This window comes from Albimonas pacifica (genome assembly GCF_900113695.1).
Classification (GTDB): Bacteria; Pseudomonadota; Alphaproteobacteria; order Rhodobacterales; family Rhodobacteraceae; genus Albimonas; species Albimonas pacifica.
Window position 1 is genome coordinate 350,148 of sequence record NZ_FOQH01000007.1, and the last position, 20,629, is coordinate 370,776.

The following is a 20,629-nucleotide window of genomic DNA, read 5'->3' on the forward strand; positions in this document are numbered from 1 at the left end:
GGGAAACGGGCGCGCGCGGGCCGAACTCCGCGGGGGCCGCGAGGCCCCCGCCGGGCCGCCCCCGCGACGGGCGCGCCCCGTCCCACCGACGTCGTCCAGGCGACGTCGTCCCGCCGACGTCCCCGCTCCCGCCGCGCGCCGGCATCCCGCCCGCCCCAGCTTCAGGAGGTTTCCCCGATGGCCGACGACCTGCCGTTCCCAGCGCGATCCCCGCGCCGCGCCGCGCCCTCGCCGCGGCGCCCGCCGGACCTGCTCGACCTCCTCGCCCTGCGCCCGGCCCGCCGCGGGCCGCAGGGGACCGGCGCCGCGCCGGGCTGCGGGATGGAGGCGGCCGGCGCCCCGGGACCGGGGAGCGCCATGGGCGCCGGCCTCCGCTCCGGGCTTCGCCGGCTGGGCGCGGGGCTCGGGGCGCTGATGGGCGCCCTGGCGCGGGAGGGACGGCGGCGGCGCTGCATCGGCCAGCTCCAGCGGCTCGACGACCGGCATCTGCGCGACCTCGGCATCGAGGACCGCAGCGCCATCGAGACGCTGGTCCGGGAGGGCCGCCTCTGACGCGCCCGCCGGCGTTCGGAGCGGCGGGCGCAGGCCCCCCCCTCCCGGCGTGCCCCCCCCGGCCGCCCGGCGACGCCCTCTCAGCCCATGTAGAGCTGGGTGGAGAGGGCGTTGGCCAGGTGGCCGAGGGTCTCGTGCAGCCGTTCGCGGGGGAGGGAGCCGCCGAGGCAGATGCGCATCTTCTCCTCGGGCGCGCCCAGCACCGTGAAGGCGTCCGAAGGCATCAGGCCGAGCTGGCGGCGGGCCATGCGCACCGCCACGTCGGCCCGGCTCACCCCCTGGGGCAGGCTCAGCCAGAGGTTGAAGGCGTTGGGCGCGGCGGCGAAGTCGAAGCCGGCCAGCGCCTCGGCGGCGATCTGCTGGCGGGCGGCGGTCTCGGCGCGGATGAAGCGGCGGATGGCGTCGGCGGTGCCGTCCTCGATCCACTGCGTGGTCAGCGCCATCGAGAGGGGCGAGGGCATCACCGACAGCGCCTTCACCGTCTGCGCGAGGTGCAGGGCGCAGCGCGGCGTCGGCGCGATGGTGTAGGCCAGGCGCAGCCCCGCGCCGATGCACTTGGCCAGCCCCCCGATGTGCCAGGTCAGCTCCGGCGCATGAACCGCCAGCGGCGCGGGCGCGCGGGCGGGGATGAAGCCGTAGGCGTCGTCCTCGATCAGGGTCAGCTCGCGGTCCAGCAGCACCCGCGCCAGCGCCAGGCGGCGGGTCTCGGGCACGGTCAGGGTGGTGGGGTTCTGCAGGGTCGGGTTGAGGTAGAGCGCCTTGGGCGCATGGGCCGCGATCGCGGCCTCCAGCGCCTCGGGGATCACGCCGTCGGCGTCCATCTCGACGCCGACCAGGCGCAGGCGCAGGCGGGCGGCGATGTTGCGCAGGCCGGGGTAGGTGATCGCCTCGCACAGGACCGCGTCGCCGGGCTTCGCGATCAGCGACAGGATCGCGGCCATGGTGGCATGCGCCCCGGGGGTGACGGCCACGCGCTCCATCGCCGGGACCATGCCGCGCATGCTCAGCCACAGCGAGGCGGCGGTGCGGTCGCGCTCCGAGCCCACCGGCGACTGGTAGCGCAGCAGGTCGACGAGGTTGGCCGAGACGTAGCCCAGCCCCTCCTTCATCCGGCGCAGCAGGTCCGGGTCGGTCGGCTCGGGAGGCATGTTCATAGACAGGTCTTCGTCGCGGGCGCGGGCGCGGTCGGGCGCGGCGCGGGCGACGGCGCCCTTCACGAAGGTGCCGCGGCCGACATGGCTTTCGACATGGCCGCGGGCCTGCGCCTCGGAATAGGCGCGGCTGACGGTGGTGAAGTCGATGCCGAGGCTCGCCGCCAGCCGGCGCTGCGGCGGCAGGCGGGCGCCGTCGGCGAGCCGGCCGGCGGCGATGTCGCGCGCGATGGCGTCGGCGATGGCGAGATAGCGCGGCTTGCCCTCGTCGAGCGCCGTCAGGGTCCATTCGGTCATCGGTCTCCCCCCGGTCTGCGGCCCGGTCTACGACGACGGATCGGCGAATTGAAGCCCGAATGTATGGATCGGATCCGAATCGCCCCGGCCGGAGCGCTGGGTGACGATTCCGGGCCCGAGGGGCGCCCGGGCGCCGCTTCGATGGGCGCCGGGCACGAATTCCCGCTCTATTTCGAGGCAGAATCCTTGAGCGTCGCAACTTTATTGTATGCATATTGCACTGCCTGTTGATGCATACAATCCGTCAGGCGCTCCTGTGGTCGAACCGAACGCAAGGAGGGCAGCACATGCCGGCGGTCACGCAGGAAGCGCACAAGGACGGGGATTTCTTCGTCGACTACGAGGAGAAGGTCTTCGAGGACGTGAAGGCCGACGAGGGCGAGAAGGCGCTCGTCACCTTCCATACGGTGGCCTTCGAGGGCTCGATCGGGCTGGTCAACATTCTCAATGCAATCCGCCTCAATCGGAAGGGCTACGAGACCTCGATCCTGCTCTACGGCCCGGGCGTCACGCTGGGCATCCAGCGCGGTTTTCCGACGCTGGGCGACGAGGCCTTCCCCGGCCACCAGAACTTCGCGGTGAACCTCAAGAAGTTCATGGGCGAGGGCGGCAAGGTCTTCGCCTGCCGCTTCGCGCTGCAGGCCCTCTACGGCCATGGCGAGCCGTCGCTGCTGCCGGGCATCGTCCCGATCGCGCCGCAGGACGTGCTCGACTGCATCCTTCTGCACAAGAAGGCGAACGCGGTGATCCTCGACACGTGGACGGTCTGAGCGGCCTCCGCCGCTCGGGGACGGTGTGAGCGGCCTCCGCCGCTCGGGGACGGTGTGAGCGGCCTCCGCCGCTCGGGGACCGTCTGAGCGGCCTCCGCCGCCCCGGCGACGGTTTGAGCGGCCTCCGCCGCTCGTGGAACGGTTTGAGCGGCCTCCGCCGCTCGGGGGACCGTCTGAACGCGTCCACCCCGCCGCCGGGCGTCCGGCCCGGCGGCCCCTCCTTCACCGAGGCGAAGACCGATGCGAACCGACACGATACGCGCCGCCGCCGTGCAGATCGCGCCCGATCTTTCGGGCCGCGCCGGCACGATCCAGCGGGTCCTGAACGCCATCGAGGAGGCCGCCGGCCGCGGCGCGCAGCTCGTCGTCTTCCCCGAGACCTTCGTCCCCTACTACCCCTATTTCAGCTTCATCCTGCCCCCCGTGCAACAGGGCGCGCCCCACCTGAAGCTGACCGAGGAGGCCGTCGTCGTCCCCTCGCCCGAGACCGAGGCCGTCGCCGCCGCCGCCCGCCGCCATGCCTGCGTGGTGGTGCTGGGGGTGAACGAGCGCGACCACGGCTCGCTCTACAACGCCCAGCTGATCTTCGACGCCGACGGAACCCTGGCCCTCAAGCGCCGCAAGATCACGCCGACCTATCATGAGCGCATGGTCTGGGGTCAGGGCGACGGCGCCGGGCTGAAGGTCGTCGACACCGCCGTCGGCCGCCTCGGCGCGCTGGCCTGCTGGGAGCACTACAACCCGCTCGCCCGCTACGCGCTGATGACCCAGCACGAGGAGATCCACGCCAGCCACTTCCCCGGCTCCCTCGTCGGCCCGATCTTCGGCGAGCAGATCGAGGTGACCATGCGCCACCACGCGCTGGAATCCGGCTGCTTCGTGGTCAACGCCACCGGCTGGCTGAGCGAGGCGCAGATCGCCTCGATCCACCCCGACCCGGCGCTTCAGAAGGGCATCCGCGACGGCTGCATGACCTGCATCGTCTCGCCCGAGGGCCGGCACCTCGCCCCGCCCCTGACCGAGGGCGAGGGCATGGTGATCGCCGACCTCGACATGCGGCTGATCGCCAAGCGCAAGCGGATGATGGACAGCGTCGGCCACTACGCGCGGCCGGAGCTGCTGAGCCTCAACCACGACGCCCGCCCGACCGCGACCCGGCACGAACGGGCCGCCCCCCTCCCCGAAGCCCTTGAAGCGGAGCCGCAGGATGTCTGAGCATTCCAGCCTCATCAACGCGTTGCAGACCCACGGCCTGCGCCTCGTCGATCCCCGCGCGGGGCATGAGAGCCGCCGCGGCGGCGCCGGCCCCTCGGACCACAAGGCGGTGACGATCGGGGAGACCACGGTGATGGTCCCCGTCCACACCGCCCCCAGCTTCGAGAGCCCGTTCCTGGCCGAGGCGCCCGACGCCGCCGGCCGCTCCCGCCTGACCCGCGACGGGCGCGAGGTGGCGACGCTGCGCTTCCCCGCCCGGCCGCGCTTCTACGACCTGAAGACCGCGGACGGCGTGCCCTATTCCCACATCGCCACGCTGCATTCGCGCGACGTGCTGGCCACCACCGTCCTGCAGACCTGCATCCGCTACGAGAGCCGCAAGAAGACCTGCCAGTTCTGCGCCATCGGCCAGAGCCTCGCGGCCGGGCGCACCATCGCCCGCAAGACGCCCGCGCAGCTGGCCGAGGTGGCGAAGGCCGCCGTGGAGCTCGACGGGGTCAGGCACATGGTCCTGACCACCGGCACCCCGCCCGGCAAGGACCGCGGCGCCGCCGTGCTGGCCGAGAGCGCCGCCGCCATCAAGGCCGCCGTCGACCTCCCCCTGCAGGGCCAGTGCGAGCCGCCGGAGGACGACGCCTGGCACCAGCGCATGTTCGACGCCGGCATCGACACGCTGGGCATGCACCTCGAGGCGGTGACGCCCGAGGTCCGCGCCCGGATCATGCCCGGCAAGGCCTCGGTGCCGCTGGAGAAGTATTTTTCGAGCTTCGAGGCGGCGGTGAAGGTGTTCGGCCGCGGGCAGGTGTCGACCTACATCCTCGCGGGGCTTGGCGACACGGCCGAGGACATCCTGGCGATGGGCGAGAAGCTCTGCGCCATGGGGGTCTATCCGTTCGTGGTGCCCTTCGTCCCGATCTCCGGCACGCCCCTGGAAAGCCACCCGGCGCCGGACGGCGCCTTCATGGCCTCGATCCTCGCGCCGCTGGGGCGGATGATCGCGCAGGCCGGCATCCGCTCGGCCGACATGAAGGCGGGCTGCGGCAAGTGCGGGGCGTGCTCGGCCCTCTCGACCTACGAGAAGCTGGGGGTCCCGGCATGATCGAGATCGAGCCCCGCGCCTTCCGCTGCCCCGGCTTTCACGTCCGCGCCGCCTCGACCCGGTTCGAGGCGCAGGGGGCCGAGGCCCTGCGCGCCCGCGTCTTCGTCGAGGAGCAGCGCATCTTCCAGGTCCACGACCGCGACGAGATCGACCTGATCGCCACCCATCTCGTCGCCCTCTCGACCTACGCCCACGAGGCCGACCAGGTGGTCGGAACCGTGCGCATCCACGAAGAGGCGCCGGGCCTGTGGTGGGGCTCGCGCCTCGCCGTCGACCGGGGGTTCCGGAACGTGGGCGGGCTGGGGGTGGAGCTGATCCGCCTCGCCGTCTCCACCGCCAACGCGCGGGGCTGCGGGCGGTTCCTCGCCCATGTGCAGATGCAGAACGTCCCCCTGTTCGAGCGTCTGCGCTGGCGTCCGCTGGAGGAAGTCGCCTTCCACGGCGCCCCCCACATGCGCATGGAGGCCGAGCTGTCCGCCTACCCCCCCTGCGCCGATCCCGAAGCCGGCTGGTATCTGCGGGCGCGGGCGCGGGAGGGGGCGAGATGACCGCGCCCCATGACGTCGCCGCGGATACGCTCGAGGCGCTGGCCGCGCGGCTGCGCGCGCATCCCTCGATCCGCTCGAAGCTCGCCATCGCGGGGGCGACGGGGGCGCTGGGGCTGAGCGCCTCGGCCCCCGGCCGGCCCGGCGACGACGCCGCCGTCCTGCCCCGCGACGGAGGCTTCGACCTGCTGGCGGGCGAGGGCTTCATCCCCGCCTTCGTCGCCGACGACCCGTGGTTCGCGGGCTGGTGCGCGGTGATGGTGAACCTGTCGGACATCGCCGCGATGGGCGGGCGCGCCACGGCGCTGGTCGACCAGGTCTGGGCGCCGGACGCCGCCGCCGCCGCGCCCCTGCTGCAGGGGATGCGCGACGCCTCCGCCGCCTATGGCGTGCCGCTGGTGGGCGGGCACACCAACTTCGCGGCCCCCGCCCTGACGCTGGCGGTCTCGGTCCTGGGACGGGCCTCGCGCCTAATCTCCAGCTTCGACGCCCGCCCCGGCGACCGGCTGCTGGCCGTCCACGACCCGCGAGGCGCCTACCGCAACTTCGACAATTTCTGCGCCGCCCTCGACGCCCCCCACGAGCGCCTGCGCGCGGATCTCGAGATCCTGCCCGAGCTGGCCGAGGCCGGGCTGGTCCGCGCCGGCAAGGACGTCAGCCAGGGCGGGATCGCGGGGACCGCCCTGATGCTCGCGGAATGCTCCGGCGTGGGGATCGAGATCGACCTCGACGCCGTGACGCCCCCGCGCGGGGTGGAGCTGGAGCGCTGGCTGCGCAGCTTCCCCAGCTACGGCTTCCTGCTCGCCGTCGACCCCGACGCGGCGCCGAGCGTGATCGACCGGTTCGCCGCCCGCGGCCTCGTCGCCGCCGGCATCGGCGAGGTCGTCGCGGGCTCCGCCGTCGCCCTGCGCGACGCCGCCGGCCGCGCGGTCTTCTGGGACCACGCCGCCGATCCCTACCTCGCCCCGGGGCCCGCCGATGCCTGAGACCTTCTGGACCGTGCGCTGGCCCGACGGCACGTCGGAGCAGCTCTACTCCCCCTCCTCCGTCGTCGGAGAGCTGTTCGAGCCCGGCCGCGCCTATCCGCTGCCCGAGTTCCTGTTCCGCGCCCGCATCGCGATGGAGCGCGCCTCGGACCGGGTGCGCCGCGTCCACGGCCATCCCTGCCGGCTGGCGCTGGGCCAGCTCGCCGCCATCGAGGCCGCCGCCGCCCGCTTCGCCGAGCGCGAGGACGCCGAGGTCGCCTGCCTGGACATCTCCCGATGAGGACCGAAGCCATGAAAGACCTCGCCCCCGGAACGCCCCATGTCCCCGTCGTCATCGTCGGCGGCGGACAGGCGGGCCTGTCGCTCGCCCACTGCCTGCGCGAGGCGGGGATCGAGTCGATCGTCTTCGAGCGCCGCCGCCGGTTCCACTCCTGGCGGGAGAACCGCTGGGACAGCTTCTGCCTGGTGACGCCGAACTGGCAGTGCCGCCTGCCGGGCTATTCCTACGCCGACCATGGCGGGACCGACCCCGACGGCTTCATGCCCAGGGACGAGATCGTGGCCTATCTCGACGCCTTCGCCGAGCGAACGGCGCCGAACCTGCGCGAAGGGGTCGACGTGACCGGCGTGGCGCGGGAGGGCGAGGGCTGGCGGGTCGAGACCTCGGCCGGGACCTGGACCTGCGATCAGGTCGCGATCTGCACCGGGGGCTACGACACGCCCATCGAGCCGGACTATGCGCAGGCCCTCGCCCCCTCGATCTTCCAGATGCACTCGGTCGACTACCGCCGGCCGGCGCAGTTCCCGCCGGGCGGCGTGCTGATCGTGGGCACCGGCCAGTCGGGCGTGCAGCTGATGGAGGATTTCGTGCGTGCCGGCCGCCCGGTGCATCTCGCCGTCGGCCCCGCGCCCCGCAGCCCGCGGAAGTATCGCGGGCGGGACGCCACCGACTGGCTGTTCGACGCCGGCCACTACGCCATGACCATCGACCGCCACCCCGACCCGGCGAAGGCGCTGACCCAGACCAACCACTACATGTCCGGCCGCGACGGCGGGAAGGAGATCGACCTGCGCCGCTGGCATCTGGATCACGGGGTCGAGCTCTACGGCTCGCTGGCGGGGATGGAGGGGACGCGGGCCGCCTTCCTGCCGGATCTGGGCCAGAACCTCGACGACGCCGACGCCTCCTATCTCGGCATCCGCGCCGCCATCGACGCCTACATCGCCCGCGAGGGGATCGAGGCGCCGCAGGAGCCGCCCTACGCGCCCGCCTGGGCGCCGGAGGCGGAGCGCACGGAGCTCGACCTCGAGGCGGCCGGCGTCACCTCCGTCCTCTGGGCCATCGGCTTTCGCCCGGACTGGTCCTGGATCGAGGCCGAGGTCTTCGATCCCCGCGGCAAGCCCCTGCACCGCCGCGGCGAGACGGCCGCGCGCGGCCTCCACTTCCTGGGCCTCGGCTGGCTGAACACCTGGGGCTCGGGCCGGTTCCTGGGCATCGAGGAGGACAGCCGCTGGCTCGCCGGCCGGATCGCGGCGCAGATGGCGGGGGCGCCGGCGCTCGTCCCGTGACGGCCCCCCCGCGCCCGGCTCAGAGCGCGGCGCGCAGCAGCGCGGCGGCGTAGGGGGTCTCGGGGGCGGAGAGGACGCGGGCGGCCGGGCCGCTCTCGACCACCTCGCCGCGGCGCATGACCAGCAGCCGGTCGCACACCGCCCCCACCACCGCGAGGTCGTGGGAGATGAACAGCATCGCCAGCCCCAGCTCCTCCTGCAGGTCCATCAGCAGGTTCAGCACCTGCGCCTGCACCGAGACGTCGAGGGCCGAGACCGGCTCGTCCGCCACCAGCAGCGCGGGGCGGGTGACGATGGCGCGGGCGATGGCGAGGCGCTGGCGCTGGCCGCCCGAGAACTCGTGCGGCCAGCGCGCGGCGTCGGCGGGGGCGAGGCCCACCTGGCGCAGCGCCTCGTCCACGCGGCGGCGGCGCCCGGCGCGATCCACGCCCTGGGCGAGCAGCGGCTCGGCCACCGACCAGCCGACGCGGCGGCGCGGGTCGAGGGACCCCCAGGGGTCCTGGAACACCATCTGGAAGCGCGGCCGCAGGGCGGCGAGCGCGCCCCGCGACAGGCGCGAGAGGTCCTGGCCGAACAGGCGCACGACGCCGGCGTCGGGACGCTCGAACCCCATGCACAGGCGGGCGAGGGTGGATTTGCCCGAGCCGGACTCGCCCACCACCCCCAGCGTCTCGCCGGGGTGCAGGGCGAAGTCGGCGCCGGCCAGCGCCACGTGGCGCGGGGCGGCCGCGAACAGCGCGCGGCGCGGCAGGCGGTAGACGCGGCGCAGGCCCTGCGCCTCGAGCAGCGGGGCGGACCTGTCGGCGCTCATGGCGCGCCCTCCTCCAGCAGGTGGCAGGCGGCGAGGCCGTGGGGCGTGGGCCGCGGCGCGGGGCGGCGGGCGGCGCACTCCGGCCGCTCGACCGGGCAGCGGCCGGCGAAGCGGCAGCCGGCGGGCAGGTCCGCGAGCGGCGGCACGCTGCCGGGGATCGCCGCCAGCCGCGGCCGCGGCGCCCCCGGCGCACGCGGCGCCGGCCGGGGCCGGGCCGCGATCAGGCCGCGGGTGTAGGGATGGCGGGGATCGGCGAGCACCGCCCCCACCTCCCCCCGCTCGACCACGTCGCCGCCGTAGAGGACCACCAGCCGCTCCGTCGCCCGGGCCACGGCCGCGAGGTCGTGGGAGATGAACACCAGCGCCATGCCCCGGTCCCGCGACAGGCGGACCAGCAGGTCGACGATCCGCGCCGCCACCTCGGCGTCGAGCGCGGTGGTCGGCTCGTCCGCCACCAGGATCGCGGGGTCGCAGGCCAGCGCCAGCGCGATGAGCGCCCGCTGGCGCTGGCCGCCCGAAAGCTCGTGCGGATACTGGCGCAGGCGGTCGGCGGGGTCGGGCAGGCCCACCTCATTGAAGAGCGCCAGCGCGCGGGCCCCGGCCTCGGCCCGCGTCAGGCCCAGGCGCACGCGCAGCGGCTCCATCACCGTGGTCCCGACCCGGCGCAGCGGGTTCAGGGCGGCCATCGGCTCCTGGAAGATCATCGCGATGCGGCGCGCGCGCAGGGCCCGCCAGTCACGCTCCCGCGCCCGGGTCATGTCGCGGCCGTCGAGCGTGAGGCGGCCCGAGAGCCTAGCCGACGCCGGCGTCATGCCCATCAGCGCAAGCCCCAGCATCGACTTGCCGGAGCCGGATTCGCCGACCACGCCCACCCGCTCGCCGGGGGCGAGGCTCAGGTCCACCCCGCGCAGCGCCTCGCCGGCGGGGAGGCGGACGCTCAGGGACGTCGCTTGCAGCATCCTCAGCGCTCCCGCACGAGGCGCGGATCGGCGAGATCGCGCAGCCCGTCGCCCATCAGGCCGAAGCCCAGCACCGTGACCACGATGGCGAGGCCGGGCCAGATCGCCAGCATCGGCTCGATCCACAGCAGCGTCTGCGCCTCGGCCAGCATCCGGCCCCAGGACGGCGAGGGCGGCTGCGCGCCGAGCCCGAGGTAGCTCAGCGCCGCCTCGGCCAGGATCGCCACCGCGAACTCGATCGTCGCCTGCACGATCACCGCGGCGGCGACGTTGGGCACGATGTGGTCGAGCGTGAGCGCCAGGCGCGAGCGGCCGGCGGCGCGCCCGGCCAGCACGAACTCGCGCACCCAGACCTGGTTGGCCGCGCCCCGGGCCACGCGGGCGAAGACGGGGACGTTGATGAAGGCGATGGCGAGCGCGGCGTTGGCCAGCGACGGGCCGAAGGCGGCGGCGAGCATGATCGCGAAGAGCAGCGCCGGAAAGGCGAAGCCCAGGTCGCAGATCCGCATCGCGAGATCCTCGACCCAGCCGCCCATGGCCGACGCCGCGAGGCCCAGCGCCGTGCCCAGCCCGCCCCCCAGCGCCACCGCCGCCAGCGCCACGGCGAGCGAATTCGCCGCCCCGACCATGAGCTGGGAGACGAGGTCGCGCCCCAGCTGGTCCGTGCCCAGCCAGTGCTCGGCCGAGGGCGGCGCGAACTTGTTCGCCACGTCGAGGGCCGCGTGGGGGAACGGCGTCCAGACCAGCGAGACCAGCGCCGCGAGGGCCGCAAGCGCGACCAGCGCGCCGCCGAGAAGCAGGTTGGCGGGCGGGCGGCTCATGTCGCGCGGGCCTTCAGCCGGGGGTCGATCAGCACGTAGGCCACGTCGACGAGGAAGTTCGCGGCGACCACGATGGCCGCGAACATCAGCACCAGCGCCTGCACGGTGATCAGGTCGCGGTTGGCGATGGACTGGAAGATCAGCCGCCCCAGGCCCGGCAGGTAGAACACGTTCTCGATCACGATGGCGCCGGTGACCACGCCGGCGAACTGCATCCCCACGATGGTGACGATGGGGGCCAGCGCGTTGGGCAGCACGTGGCGCCACAGGATCCGCGCGGGCGAGAGCCCCGTCGCCCGCGCCGTGCGCACGAAGTCGAGGCGCATCGCCTCCAGCGCGGCCGAGCGCGTGACCCGCGCCAGCACCGCCGACTGCACCAGCGCCAGCGAGATCGTGGGCAGGATCAGGGAGCTGGCGGCCGCGGCCGGCTCTCCCCAACCGGGGAAGCCTCCGGGCGGCAGCCAGCGCAGGGTGACGGCGAACAGCAGCACCAGCAGGATCGCCAGCCAGAAGGCCGGCACCGCGATGCCGAGCTGGCTGAGCAGCATCATCGCCCAGTCCCCCGGCCGGCGGTGGTTGGCCGCCGCGGCCATGCCCAGCGCCAGCGCCACGACCAGGGTCACGACCATGCCCGAGGCCGCCAGCGACAGGGTCAGGGGCAGCCGCTCGGCGATCAGCCCCGCCACCGGCACGCCGAAGGACCACGAGGTTCCGAAATCGCCGACCAGCGCCCCGCCGATCCAGGCGAGGAACCGCTCCGCCGCCGGCCGGTCGAGGCCCATCTGCGCGCGCAGCGCGGCGCGGGCGTCCTCGGTCGAGTCGATGCCCAGCACGGTCAGCGCCGGGTCGCCCGGCAGCAGGTTCATCACCGCGAAGACGATGACCGAGATCGCCAGCAACGTGGCGAGGAAGCCGACGGTGCGGCGCAGGAGGAACAGGAGCATGGGGTCCGGATGCGGTCGGGCCGCCCGCCGCGGGGGGGGCGGGACGAGGCGCGCGCGGCCGGGCGCCGGGCCCGGCCGCGCAGGGAAGCGGCGGCGGCGGGGCTCAGTCGGCCCAGCGCACCCCGGCGAGCGGCTGGAAGATCACCGGCGAGGAGGCCCAGAAGCCCTCGAGCCCCGCCTTGACCACGCTCAGCTTGGGGAGCTGGAACAGGAAGGCGTGGACGGCGGCCTCGGCCAGGAAGCGCTGCGCCTCGCGCTGCAGCTCGGCGCGGGCCTGCGCGTCGGCCTCGGTCTCGATGGCGGCCCACAGCGCATCGTAGGCGTCGTCCTGGTAGCCGTAGAAATAGTCCTTGCCGCGGGCGAAGTTGCCCATGTCGTTGGGCGAGGTGTGGGCGATGATCGTCATGTCGTAGTTGCGGTTCTTGTAGACCTCGCCGATCCAGAAGCCCCACTCGACCGTCTCGACCTTCGCGTCCACCCCGGCGGCGGCGAGCTGCGCCTGGATGATCTCGGCCGAGCGGGTGGCGTAGGCGAAGGGCGGCACGCGCAGCGTCATCTCCCGGCCCGCGACGCCGGCCGCCTCGAACAGGGCGCGCGCCTTCTCGACGTCATGCGGCCAGGTCCCGGTCAGGTCGAGGTAGGCCGGTCCGTGCGGGGGATAGAAGCTGCCGATGGGCGCGGCGCGGCCGTACATGGCGCCGTCGATGATCGCGTCGCGGTCGATGGCGTGGTTCACCGCCTGGCGCACGCGGGGGTCGTCGAAGGGGGCCCTGGCGTTGTTCATCGCCAGGATCACCTCGCCCTCGGTCGAGCCCACCGTGACGGCGAAGCGGGGATCCGCCTCGAACTGGGGCAGCATCTCGGGCGCGCCGAAGCCGGGGAAGGCGTCGAGCTCGTCGGCCATCAGCGCCGCGGCGCCGGAGGCGGGATCGGCGATGAAGCGGAACTCCACGCGGTCGAGGCTCACCGCCTCCGCATCGCGCCAGTCGGCGTTCTTCGCCAGCACCAGACGGTCGCCGCGGGTCCAGGAGACGAAGCGGAACGGCCCGGTGCCCACCGGCTCGGTCTTGGCGCGGTCCGCGCTCTCGGGCGCGAGGATCGAGGCGTCGCCCTGCGCGAGGTTGAACAGCAGGAACGCGTCCTTGCGGGTCAGGGTCAGGCGGACGGTCGCGGGGTCCAGCACCTCCACCGAAGCGATGGGCGCCCAGATCGACTTCGAGGGGTTGACCGAGTCCTCGGCCATCGCCCGGTCGAAGCTGAACTTCACGTCCTGCGCGTCGAAGGCGGTCCCGTCGTGGAAGGACGCGCCCTCGACCAGGTGGAAGGTGTAGGTCAGCCCGTCGTCCGCGATCTCCCAGCGCTCGGCGAGATTGGGCAGCACCTCGCCGGCCTCGTTCACGGTGGTCAGGCTCTCGAACACGTTCTGCGCCAGCATGCCGTCGATCGAGGCGGTGGCGTCGGCGGTGGGGTCGAGCACCGTCGGCTCCTGCTGGAGGCCGATGCGCGCCGTCCCGGCGGCCGAGGCGGGGGCGGCGAAGGCGAGAGCGAGGGCGAGCGCCGAGGCGGTCGCCGCGAGAAGCGCGGAAGGGGTCATGGGAGGGGCTCCTGTGGTTCGCCCCGGCGCTAGCAGCGACGGATGACGGTCCGGCGACGGTGCGATGAACTTTGCCCGGCGCCGTGGCGGGAGGCGGCGCGGCGCGGCGGCGGCGTCGTCGAACCGTCGCGAAAGCGTCGCGGGACTGTGCTCGTTCGCGCAGATGCTCCGCTCGAATGGACAGACGAACGCGCATACTGGCCGCGGCGCAGCGGCACGGACGGGTCACCGTCGAGGGGCTGGCGGAGGCGCTGGGCGTCTCGGCGCACACCATCCGGCGCGACCTCGCGGCGCTGTGCGAGGCGGCGAAGCTGCGCCGCCTGCACGGCGGGGCGGAATACATCGAGGGCGGGGCCAACCTGCCCTACGAGGCGCGCTCGGCCCTGAACCTGGGGCCGAAGCGGGCGATCGCGGCGGCGGCGGCGAGGCTGGTGCCCGACGGCGCCACGGTGTTCCTGTCGGTGGGCACCACGCCGGCGATGGTGGCCGAGGCGCTGGCCGGGCGCGAGGGGCTGGTGGCGGTGACCAACAACCTCAACGCCGCCCTGGCGCTGGCCGCCAACCCCAGCCACCGCATCATCCTGCCGGGCGGCGAGCTGCGCCTGCCCGACCGCGACCTGCTGGGCCCCGCGGCGCTGGAGCTGATCGCGGGCTACCGCGCCGATCTGGCGATCTACGGGGTGGGGGGCGTGGACGCCGACGGCAGCCTGCTCGACTTCCACGCCGACGAGGTCGCCGCCCGTCAGGCGATGCGCGCGAACAGCCGCCGCACGATCCTGGTCGCCGACCGCTCCAAGTTCGGCCGCCGCGCCGCCGCCGTCGGCGGACGGCTGGAGGAGGCGGATCACGTGGTGATCGACGCCCGCCCCGGGCCGGAGCACGCGGGCCTGCTCGCCCCGCTGGGCGACCGCCTGCTGGTCGCCGCGGAGATCGAGGCCCGCCTGCAGGACGGAGCGCCGCGCGACCGCTCGGCCGCGACGGGGGCCGAGGCGCCCGCCCGCATGACCGCCCGGACGGGGGCCTGCGCATGAGCGTCGCGGACTACGTCTCCCTCTCCGGCGTCACCCGGCGCTGGGACGGTCGCGGCGGGGTCGAGGACGTCTCCCTCCGCGTCCCGGCGGGGACTTTCACCTCGATCCTCGGGCCCTCGGGCTGCGGCAAGTCCACCCTGCTGCGGCTGATCTCGGGGCTGGAGCGGCCGCAGGCCGGGACGGTGCGCATCGCCGGGCGCGACGTGACCCACGAGCCCGCCTCGGCGCGGGGGCTGGCGATGGTGTTCCAGTCCTACGCCCTCTTCCCCCACCTGAGCGTGCGGGAGAACATCCTCTTCGGTCTGCGCGTGCGCCGCTCCGCCGCGGCGGAGCGGGAGGCCCGATACGCCGAGGCCGTCGCCATGCTGGGGCTCGAGGGGCTGGGCGGGCGCAGGCCGGCCGCGCTCTCGGGCGGGCAGCGGCAGAGGGTGGCGCTGGCCCGCGCGGTGGTCTCGGGCCACCGGTTGTGCCTGATGGACGAGCCGCTCTCGAACCTCGACGCCAAGCTTCGCCAGTCGGTGCGCCGGGACATCCGCGCGCTGCAGCGGCGCCTGGGGCTGACGGTGATCTACGTCACCCACGACCAGACCGAGGCGATGAGCCTCTCCGACCAGGTGGTGCTGATGCGCGCGGGCCGGGTCGAGCAGGCGGGCTCCCCCGTCGCGCTCTACGAGCGCCCGGCCACCGCCTTCGCGGCGGAGTTCGTGGGCGACCCGCCGATGGCGATGATCGACGGCGCGGCGCTGGGCGAGCCCGGCGTCACGGTCGGCGTGCGGCCCGAGCATCTGGCCGCAGCGCCCGCGGGCGCGGGCGACCTCGCGGGGCGGATCGTCGGGGTCGAATACCTCGGCTCCCGCACCCTGCTGGCGATCGGGCACCCGGCGGCGCGCGGCCTGGTGGTCTCGCTTCCCGGCCGCGTCGCCCATGCGCCGGGGGAGACGCTGGGCCTGGTGGCGCCCCCTGAACACCGGCTCCGCTTCGACGCGCGCTCCGGGCGCGCGCTGGGCGGGGCCGGCCCTGACGGCGGGGGCCGGACGGGGCCCGGCTCCGCCCCCGACCTCGCGCGCCGCCCCGGCCCTTCCCCCTGACGCAGCACGGAGAACCCCATGTTTCGCACCGTTTCCGCCGCCGCCCTCGTCGCGGCGCTGGCCCTGCCGGCCGCCGCCGAGACAAGGCTGACGATGTACTACCCGATCGCCGTGGGCGGGCCGCTGACCCAGGTGGTCGACGGCATGATCGAGGCCTTCGAGGCGCAGAACCCCGACGTGGACGTCGAGGCGATCTACGCCGGCAACTACGACGACACCCGCATCAAGGCGCTGGCCGCCCTGAATTCGGGCGATCCCGCGCAGCTCGCGGTGATGTTCTCGATCGACGCCTACGACCTGATCGAGCAGGACCTGATCGCGCCCTTCGACGAGATCGTGGAGAGCGACGAGGATCGCGCCTGGCTCGCCGGCTTCTATCCCGCGCTGATGGCGAACGGGAAGATCGAGGGCCGGACCTGGGGCGTGCCCTTCCAGCGCTCGACCATCGTGGCCTACTACAACAAGGACATGTTCCGCGAGGCGGGCCTCGACCCCGAGCGCGCCCCCGCCACCTGGGACGAGCTGGTGGAGATGGGCAAGGCCCTGACCACCGCGGACCGCGCCGGGCTGATGATCCCCTCGACCGGCTATCCCTACTGGATGTTCCAGGCGCTCGCGATCCAGAACGGCGAGGCGCTGATGTCCGAGGACGGCGCGACCACCTACTTCGACGACCCCGAGGTGGTGGACGCGCTGGCCTTCTGGCGCTCGCTCTCGGTCGAGCACGGGGTGATGCCCGAGGGCGCGATCGAGTGGGGCACCCTGCGCCAGGCCTTCCTCGAGGGGCGGACCGCGATGATGTGGCACTCGACCGGCAACCTGACGGCGGTGCGCAACGGGGCGGACTTCGACTTCGGCGTGGCGATGCTGCCGGCCAACGCGCGCCGGGGCTCGCCGACGGGCGGCGGCAACTTCTACGTGTTCAAGGACGCCGACCCCGCCCAGCGCCAGGCGGCGCTGAAGCTGATCCGCTTCATGACCGCCCCCGAGCAGGCCGCCCAGTGGTCGATCGAGACGGGCTACATGGGCGTCTCCCCCGCCGCCTACGAGACCGAGGCGCTGCAGGCCTACGCCGCCGAGTTCCCTGCAGCCCTGGTCGCGCGCGACCAGCTCGAGCATGCGGTGGCCGAGTTCTCGACCTTCGAGACGGCCCGGGTGCGCGAGGGGCTGAACAACGCCATCCAGTCCGCCCTGACCGGCGCGAAGTCGCCCGAAGAGGCGCTGGCCGAGGCCCAGGCGGCGGCCGAGCGCCTGCTCGCCCCCTACCGCTGAGCGCCGGGGCGCACGCGCGCCCTGCCCCCGCCCCTGCGGGGCGTACGCCCCGCGCCCTGCCCTGCGGGGCGTACGCCCCGCGCCCTGCCCACGTGGGGCGCCGGTCCGCCGGCGCCCCGTTCCCGTCTTCCGCGCCCGGAGCGCCGCCGATGTCCGATCCCGCCGAGATGATGCGCCGCCGCCGCGCGGTGCACGGCTGGCTGCTGCTGAGCCCGGCGCTGATCCTGCTCGCGACCTTCGCCTTCGCCCCTTCGGCGATGACGGTGTGGACCTCGCTGTTCTCCCGCGGGACGCGGCGGCGGCCGTCGGAGTTCGTGGGGCTGGAGACCTACCAGCGCCTGTTCGACGACCCGGCCTTCTGGACCGTGGCCTGGAACAACCTGCTCTACGCCGCCGTGACCATCCCGGTCTCGATGGCGCTGGCGCTGACCATGGCGCTGTGGGCGAACGCGCGGATGCCGGCGCGGGGCTTCCTGCGCACCGCCTATTTCACGCCCACGATGCTGCCGATGATCGCCGCGGCGAACCTGTGGCTGTTCTTCTACACCCCCGGCTTCGGGGTGCTGGACCAGTTGGTCACGGGCCTGGGCTTCGCGTCGGTCAACTGGCTGGGCCAGCCGGAGACGGCGCTGTGGGCGATCTGCGCGGTGACGATCTGGAAGGAGGCGGGCTTCTTCATGATCTTCTACCTCGCCGCCCTGCAGACGATCCCGCCCGACCTCGAGGAGGCCGCCTCGATCGAGGGCGCCTCGCGGCTCGCCTATACGCGCCGGGTGGTCCTTCCTCTGCTGGCGCCGACGACGCTGTTCATCGCGGTCAACGCGACGATCAACTCGGTCAAGCTGATCGACCACCTGTTCATCCTGACCAAGGGCGGGCCGTCGGACGCCTCGAAGCTGATGCTCTACTACATCTGGGAGAACGCCTTCGCCTTCTTCGACGCCCCCGCCGCGGCCGCCGCCACGGTGCTGGTGCTGGCCGCGCTGGGGGGGCTTGCGGCCTTCCAGTTCCGCGTGGCCGACCGGCGGATCCACTACTGATGGGCGCGCTCGCCCGGATCGAGCCGCTGCTGGCGCTGGCGCTGGCGGGGCTGTGGATCTCGCCGCTGCTGTTCGCCGGCTGGGCGGCGTTCCACGACCCGTCGGCCGCGGTGGGCTTCGACCTCTCGGCGCCCTGGACGCTGGACAACTTCCGCACCGCCTGGGCGGGCGCGCCCTGGCCGCGGTATTTCCTCAACACCTTCCTGCTGGTGACGACCGTGCTGATCGGGCAGTTCGTGCTCTGCACGCTGGCGGGCTTCGCCTTCGCGCAGGTGGCGTTCCGCGGCAAGGACACGATCTTCGCGCTGGTGCTGCTGCAGCTCTTCATCCTGCCCGAGGTGCTGATCGTCGAGAACTACCGCGTCGCCTCCGCGCTCGGCCTGCTGGACACGATCCTGGGGATCGGGGCGCCCTACATGGCCTCGGCCTTCGGGATCTTCCTGATGCGCCAGGCCTTCAAGTCGGTCCCGAAGGAGCTCGACGAGGCCGCGCGGATCGAGGGGTGCTCGCTGCTCGGGACGCTGTGGCGGGTCTACGTGCCGGCGGCGCGGCCGACGTATCTCGCCTATGCGCTGGTCTCGGTCTCGACCCACTGGAACAACTTCCTGTGGCCGCTGATCGCGACCAACTCCGACTCCACCCGGCCGCTGACGGTGGGGCTGTCGATCTTCGGGGCGCCCGAGAACGGGGTCGACATCGCGGTGATCTCGGCGGCCACCGGCATGGCGATCGCGCCGCTCCTGGTCGCATTCCTCGTCTTCCAGCGCCAGTTCGTCCAGGCCTTCCTGCGCGCCGGCATCAAGTAGCCGCGCGCCCCCGCCAAGGAGCTTCAATGCCCGCCCCCAATCCGGATGTGACCTTCGTCCACATGACCGACCTGCACCTCGCAGCCCCCGGGGCCGAGGACGAGTTCGAGGTCAACGACACCGCCGCGACCCTGCGCCGGACGCTCGCCGCCATCGCGCGCATGTCGCCGCCGCCGGCCTTCGTGGTCGCCTCGGGCGACCTGACCCACCACGGCCACCCCGACGCCTACCGCCGCCTCGCGACGATGCTGGCGGAGGAGGGCCCCGACGTCCCCGTGATCCTCGCGCTCGGCAACCACGACCGGCGCGAGGGGTTCGCGGAGGTGTTTCCGCACCTGCATCCCGACCCGTCGAAGCCCTGCGACCACGACCTGCTGGTCGCGGGGATCCACGTCATCGTGCTCGACAGCGCCGTCGAGGGCGGCATCCAGGGCGACTGGGAGGACGGGCAGGTGGACTGGCTGAAGGCCCGCCTCGCCGCGCATCCGGAGGCGCCCAAGCTGCTGGTGATCCACCATCCGCCGATGATCGACCGCAACTCGGCCCGCTTCACCTGGAAGTCGCTGACCCGCGAGGCGACCGAGGCGCTGCGCGAGGCGATCGCGGGGCGCAACGTGCTGGCGATCCTGTCGGGGCACATCCACCTCGACCGGGTGCATGTCTGGCACGGGGTCCCGGTGGTGATCGGCGCCGGCCACCATGCCGCCGGCGACCCGGTGGGCTCGGCCGACGGGATGCTGCGCATGGTCGACGCCACCGGCTTCGCGATCTGCGAGTCCCGCCCCTCCGGCCTCGGCGTCACCTTCGTCGCCCACCCCCAGACCCGCGAGGTGGTGCGCGAGATCGGCCTCGACCGGCTCGCCGCCTACATCGTCGACCCCGCCGAGTAGGTCCCCAACGCAGAAGGCCCGCCGCGCGGGCGGGCCTTCCGGCGTTGGGCAGGGGGTCTCAGCGGCCGAGGCCCGCGGCCTCGAGGAACGCCATCGAGGGCGGGATGCGGGCCTTGTCGCGCAGCTCCAGCACCAGCCGCGGCTTGTGGGAGAGCGCGGCGACGGCGCGGAACACCGACGGCCACAGGATCGTGCCCTCGCCCAGGCCCCAGTGGCGGTCGGCGAAGCCGTCGGCGTCCTGCAGGTGCACATGCTCGAGCTGCGCGCCGGCGTCGGTGATGTAGTAGTCGACCGGCGGCGCGCCGGTGGAGCGGTGGGCGTAGTGGGCGTGGCCGGTGTCGACCGAGAGCTTCAGGCGCTCGGAGCCGAAGCTGTCCACCAGCCGCCGCCGCTCGGCCGGGTCCTTGTCCTGGATGTTCTCCATCACCAGCGTCACGCCCTGGTCCTCGGCCCGCGCCACCACGCGGTCGAGCGTGTCGTGCGTGAACTCGAACACCTTGGCCCGCGCCTCGGGCAGCATGTCGAGGTTGTTGTGGTCCCAGGTCGTGTAGGGCGAGTGGATCACCATCTGGTCCGCGCCCAGCGCCCGGCAGACGTCGAGGCCCTGCATCATCCGCTTCTCGACCACGCGGCGGATCTCGGGGTCCATCGAGGCGACGGTGAAGCCCCAGAAGGGCCCGTGGATGCCCAGCCGGCCCTTGTGGCCGTCGAGCAGGCGCCGCGCCTCCTCGACGAGCGGGCGCCAGTCGCCCTCCAGCACCTCGGCGAGGTGGAAGCTCTGCAGTTCGAGGTCGCGGTCGGCCTCCAGCAGCCAGTCGCGATAGGTCGCGAGGCTCTCGACAGGCAGGCAGGCGCCGATGACGGGCAGGTCCCGGGACATGAGACTCTCCATGGAGTGATTTCGCGTGCGCAGCACGCCGGACGGGGCCGGATACGCCCGGGCGATGACGCCTTCGCGTCAGTCGCATGTCGCTTCGCGCACGATGGCGCGACAGCCGCACGACCGTCGCCGCTGCGTCACGGCCCTGTCGCGAAGCCGACGCGCAAACGTCGCGCCGCCATCACGCGATCATCGCGGAACGCGGGCAGCTTCGATGGTGCGACGCAGCGAAGGGCGGGGACGCCCCTCGTCCGCGCGCCGTTTCCGCTTCGGCGCGCGGTCGTCCCGGGCCCGCGCCGCCCGTCTTCG

General features: G+C 73.6%; 21 protein-coding genes. 14 read left to right on the plus strand and 7 right to left on the minus strand.

Features of this window, described 5'->3' with window-relative positions:
- Positions 1–177: 177 nt before the first annotated feature.
- Positions 178–552 carry a YjiS-like domain-containing protein gene (locus tag BM064_RS16930; protein ID WP_092861432.1) on the plus strand — a complete coding sequence of 125 codons (375 nt, stop codon included), beginning with the start codon at positions 178–180 and terminating at the stop codon, positions 550–552.
- Between the two features lie 80 nt (positions 553–632).
- Here the strand turns inward: BM064_RS16930 and BM064_RS16935 are convergent, their stop codons facing one another.
- Positions 633–2,000: an aminotransferase-like domain-containing protein gene (locus tag BM064_RS16935; RefSeq protein ID WP_092861434.1), complete on the minus strand. Its 1,368-nt coding sequence runs from the start codon at positions 1,998–2,000 to the stop codon at positions 633–635.
- A 287-nt stretch (positions 2,001–2,287) separates the two neighbouring features.
- Here BM064_RS16935 and BM064_RS16940 point away from each other — a divergent pair, with 287 nt between their 5' ends.
- The 7 genes from BM064_RS16940 (at position 2,288) to BM064_RS16970 (ending at position 8,184) form a co-directional block, all read left to right on the plus strand.
- Entirely contained in the window at positions 2,288–2,770 is a 483-nt protein-coding gene (locus BM064_RS16940; RefSeq protein ID WP_092861436.1) for an MSMEG_0572/Sll0783 family nitrogen starvation response protein, read from the plus strand.
- 240 nt (positions 2,771–3,010) lie between these two features.
- The gene (locus tag BM064_RS16945; protein ID WP_092861438.1) at positions 3,011–3,985 is read left to right on the plus strand and encodes a Nit6803 family nitrilase; all 975 of its coding nucleotides are present in this window, start codon (positions 3,011–3,013) and stop codon (positions 3,983–3,985) included.
- Positions 3,978–5,084, plus strand: coding sequence for an MSMEG_0568 family radical SAM protein (locus BM064_RS16950; RefSeq protein WP_092861440.1), 1,107 nt, complete (start codon positions 3,978–3,980; stop codon positions 5,082–5,084). The genes BM064_RS16945 and BM064_RS16950 overlap by 8 nt, the downstream gene beginning before the upstream one ends.
- Complete coding sequence (locus BM064_RS16955; RefSeq protein ID WP_092861442.1) at positions 5,081–5,632, plus strand: MSMEG_0567/Sll0786 family nitrogen starvation N-acetyltransferase; 552 nt, start codon at positions 5,081–5,083, stop codon at positions 5,630–5,632. Before BM064_RS16950 ends, BM064_RS16955 begins: the two co-directional genes overlap by 4 nt.
- A complete protein-coding gene (locus BM064_RS16960; protein ID WP_092861444.1) occupies positions 5,629–6,615 on the plus strand; it encodes a sll0787 family AIR synthase-like protein in 987 nt (328 codons plus the stop codon). The genes BM064_RS16955 and BM064_RS16960 overlap by 4 nt, the downstream gene beginning before the upstream one ends.
- A complete protein-coding gene (locus BM064_RS16965; RefSeq protein ID WP_092861446.1) occupies positions 6,608–6,895 on the plus strand; it encodes an MSMEG_0570 family nitrogen starvation response protein in 288 nt (95 codons plus the stop codon). The genes BM064_RS16960 and BM064_RS16965 overlap by 8 nt, the downstream gene beginning before the upstream one ends.
- A gap of 11 nt (positions 6,896–6,906) precedes the next feature.
- Positions 6,907–8,184 carry an MSMEG_0569 family flavin-dependent oxidoreductase gene (locus BM064_RS16970; protein WP_092861448.1) on the plus strand — a complete coding sequence of 426 codons (1,278 nt, stop codon included), beginning with the start codon at positions 6,907–6,909 and terminating at the stop codon, positions 8,182–8,184.
- A gap of 19 nt (positions 8,185–8,203) precedes the next feature.
- Here the strand turns inward: BM064_RS16970 and BM064_RS16975 are convergent, their stop codons facing one another.
- The 5 genes from BM064_RS16975 to BM064_RS16995 form a co-directional block, all read right to left on the minus strand.
- Complete coding sequence (locus tag BM064_RS16975; RefSeq protein ID WP_092861450.1) at positions 8,204–8,995, minus strand: ATP-binding cassette domain-containing protein; 792 nt, start codon at positions 8,993–8,995, stop codon at positions 8,204–8,206.
- Positions 8,992–9,954, minus strand: a complete 963-nt coding sequence (locus BM064_RS16980) for an ABC transporter ATP-binding protein (RefSeq protein ID WP_092861452.1) — start codon at positions 9,952–9,954, stop codon at positions 8,992–8,994. Before BM064_RS16980 ends, BM064_RS16975 begins: the two co-directional genes overlap by 4 nt.
- Positions 9,955–9,956: 2 nt before the next feature.
- Positions 9,957–10,775, minus strand: a complete 819-nt coding sequence (locus BM064_RS16985; RefSeq protein WP_092861454.1) for an ABC transporter permease — start codon at positions 10,773–10,775, stop codon at positions 9,957–9,959.
- Positions 10,772–11,719 carry an ABC transporter permease gene (locus BM064_RS16990; RefSeq protein ID WP_092861456.1) on the minus strand — a complete coding sequence of 316 codons (948 nt, stop codon included), beginning with the start codon at positions 11,717–11,719 and terminating at the stop codon, positions 10,772–10,774. Before BM064_RS16990 ends, BM064_RS16985 begins: the two co-directional genes overlap by 4 nt.
- A 103-nt stretch (positions 11,720–11,822) precedes the next feature.
- The gene (locus BM064_RS16995) at positions 11,823–13,313 is read right to left on the minus strand and encodes an ABC transporter substrate-binding protein (RefSeq protein WP_092861458.1); all 1,491 of its coding nucleotides are present in this window, start codon (positions 13,311–13,313) and stop codon (positions 11,823–11,825) included.
- A gap of 176 nt (positions 13,314–13,489) precedes the next feature.
- Between BM064_RS16995 and BM064_RS17000 the strand changes: the two genes are divergently transcribed.
- The 6 genes from BM064_RS17000 (at position 13,490) to BM064_RS17025 (ending at position 19,440) form a co-directional block, all read left to right on the plus strand.
- On the plus strand, positions 13,490–14,344 hold the full coding sequence (locus tag BM064_RS17000; protein WP_092861460.1) for a DeoR/GlpR family DNA-binding transcription regulator: 855 nt from the start codon (positions 13,490–13,492) through the stop codon (positions 14,342–14,344).
- The gene (locus BM064_RS17005) at positions 14,341–15,432 is read left to right on the plus strand and encodes an ABC transporter ATP-binding protein (RefSeq protein WP_092861462.1); all 1,092 of its coding nucleotides are present in this window, start codon (positions 14,341–14,343) and stop codon (positions 15,430–15,432) included. The genes BM064_RS17000 and BM064_RS17005 overlap by 4 nt, the downstream gene beginning before the upstream one ends.
- Positions 15,433–15,450: 18 nt before the next feature.
- Entirely contained in the window at positions 15,451–16,704 is a 1,254-nt protein-coding gene (locus tag BM064_RS17010; protein ID WP_092861464.1) for an ABC transporter substrate-binding protein, read from the plus strand.
- Positions 16,705–16,853: 149 nt separating this feature from the next.
- Complete coding sequence (locus BM064_RS17015; protein ID WP_092861466.1) at positions 16,854–17,744, plus strand: carbohydrate ABC transporter permease; 891 nt, start codon at positions 16,854–16,856, stop codon at positions 17,742–17,744.
- Positions 17,744–18,550, plus strand: coding sequence for a carbohydrate ABC transporter permease (locus BM064_RS17020; RefSeq protein ID WP_092861468.1), 807 nt, complete (start codon positions 17,744–17,746; stop codon positions 18,548–18,550). Before BM064_RS17015 ends, BM064_RS17020 begins: the two co-directional genes overlap by 1 nt.
- Positions 18,551–18,576: 26 nt before the next feature.
- Positions 18,577–19,440 (plus strand): metallophosphoesterase, encoded by an 864-nt coding sequence (locus BM064_RS17025; RefSeq protein ID WP_092861470.1) that lies wholly within the window; start codon positions 18,577–18,579, stop codon positions 19,438–19,440.
- Between the two features lie 58 nt (positions 19,441–19,498).
- On the opposite strand, the gene BM064_RS17030 is transcribed toward BM064_RS17025, so the two are convergent.
- The gene (locus BM064_RS17030; protein WP_092861472.1) at positions 19,499–20,320 is read right to left on the minus strand and encodes a sugar phosphate isomerase/epimerase family protein; all 822 of its coding nucleotides are present in this window, start codon (positions 20,318–20,320) and stop codon (positions 19,499–19,501) included.
- Between the last annotated feature and the right edge of the window lie 309 nt (positions 20,321–20,629).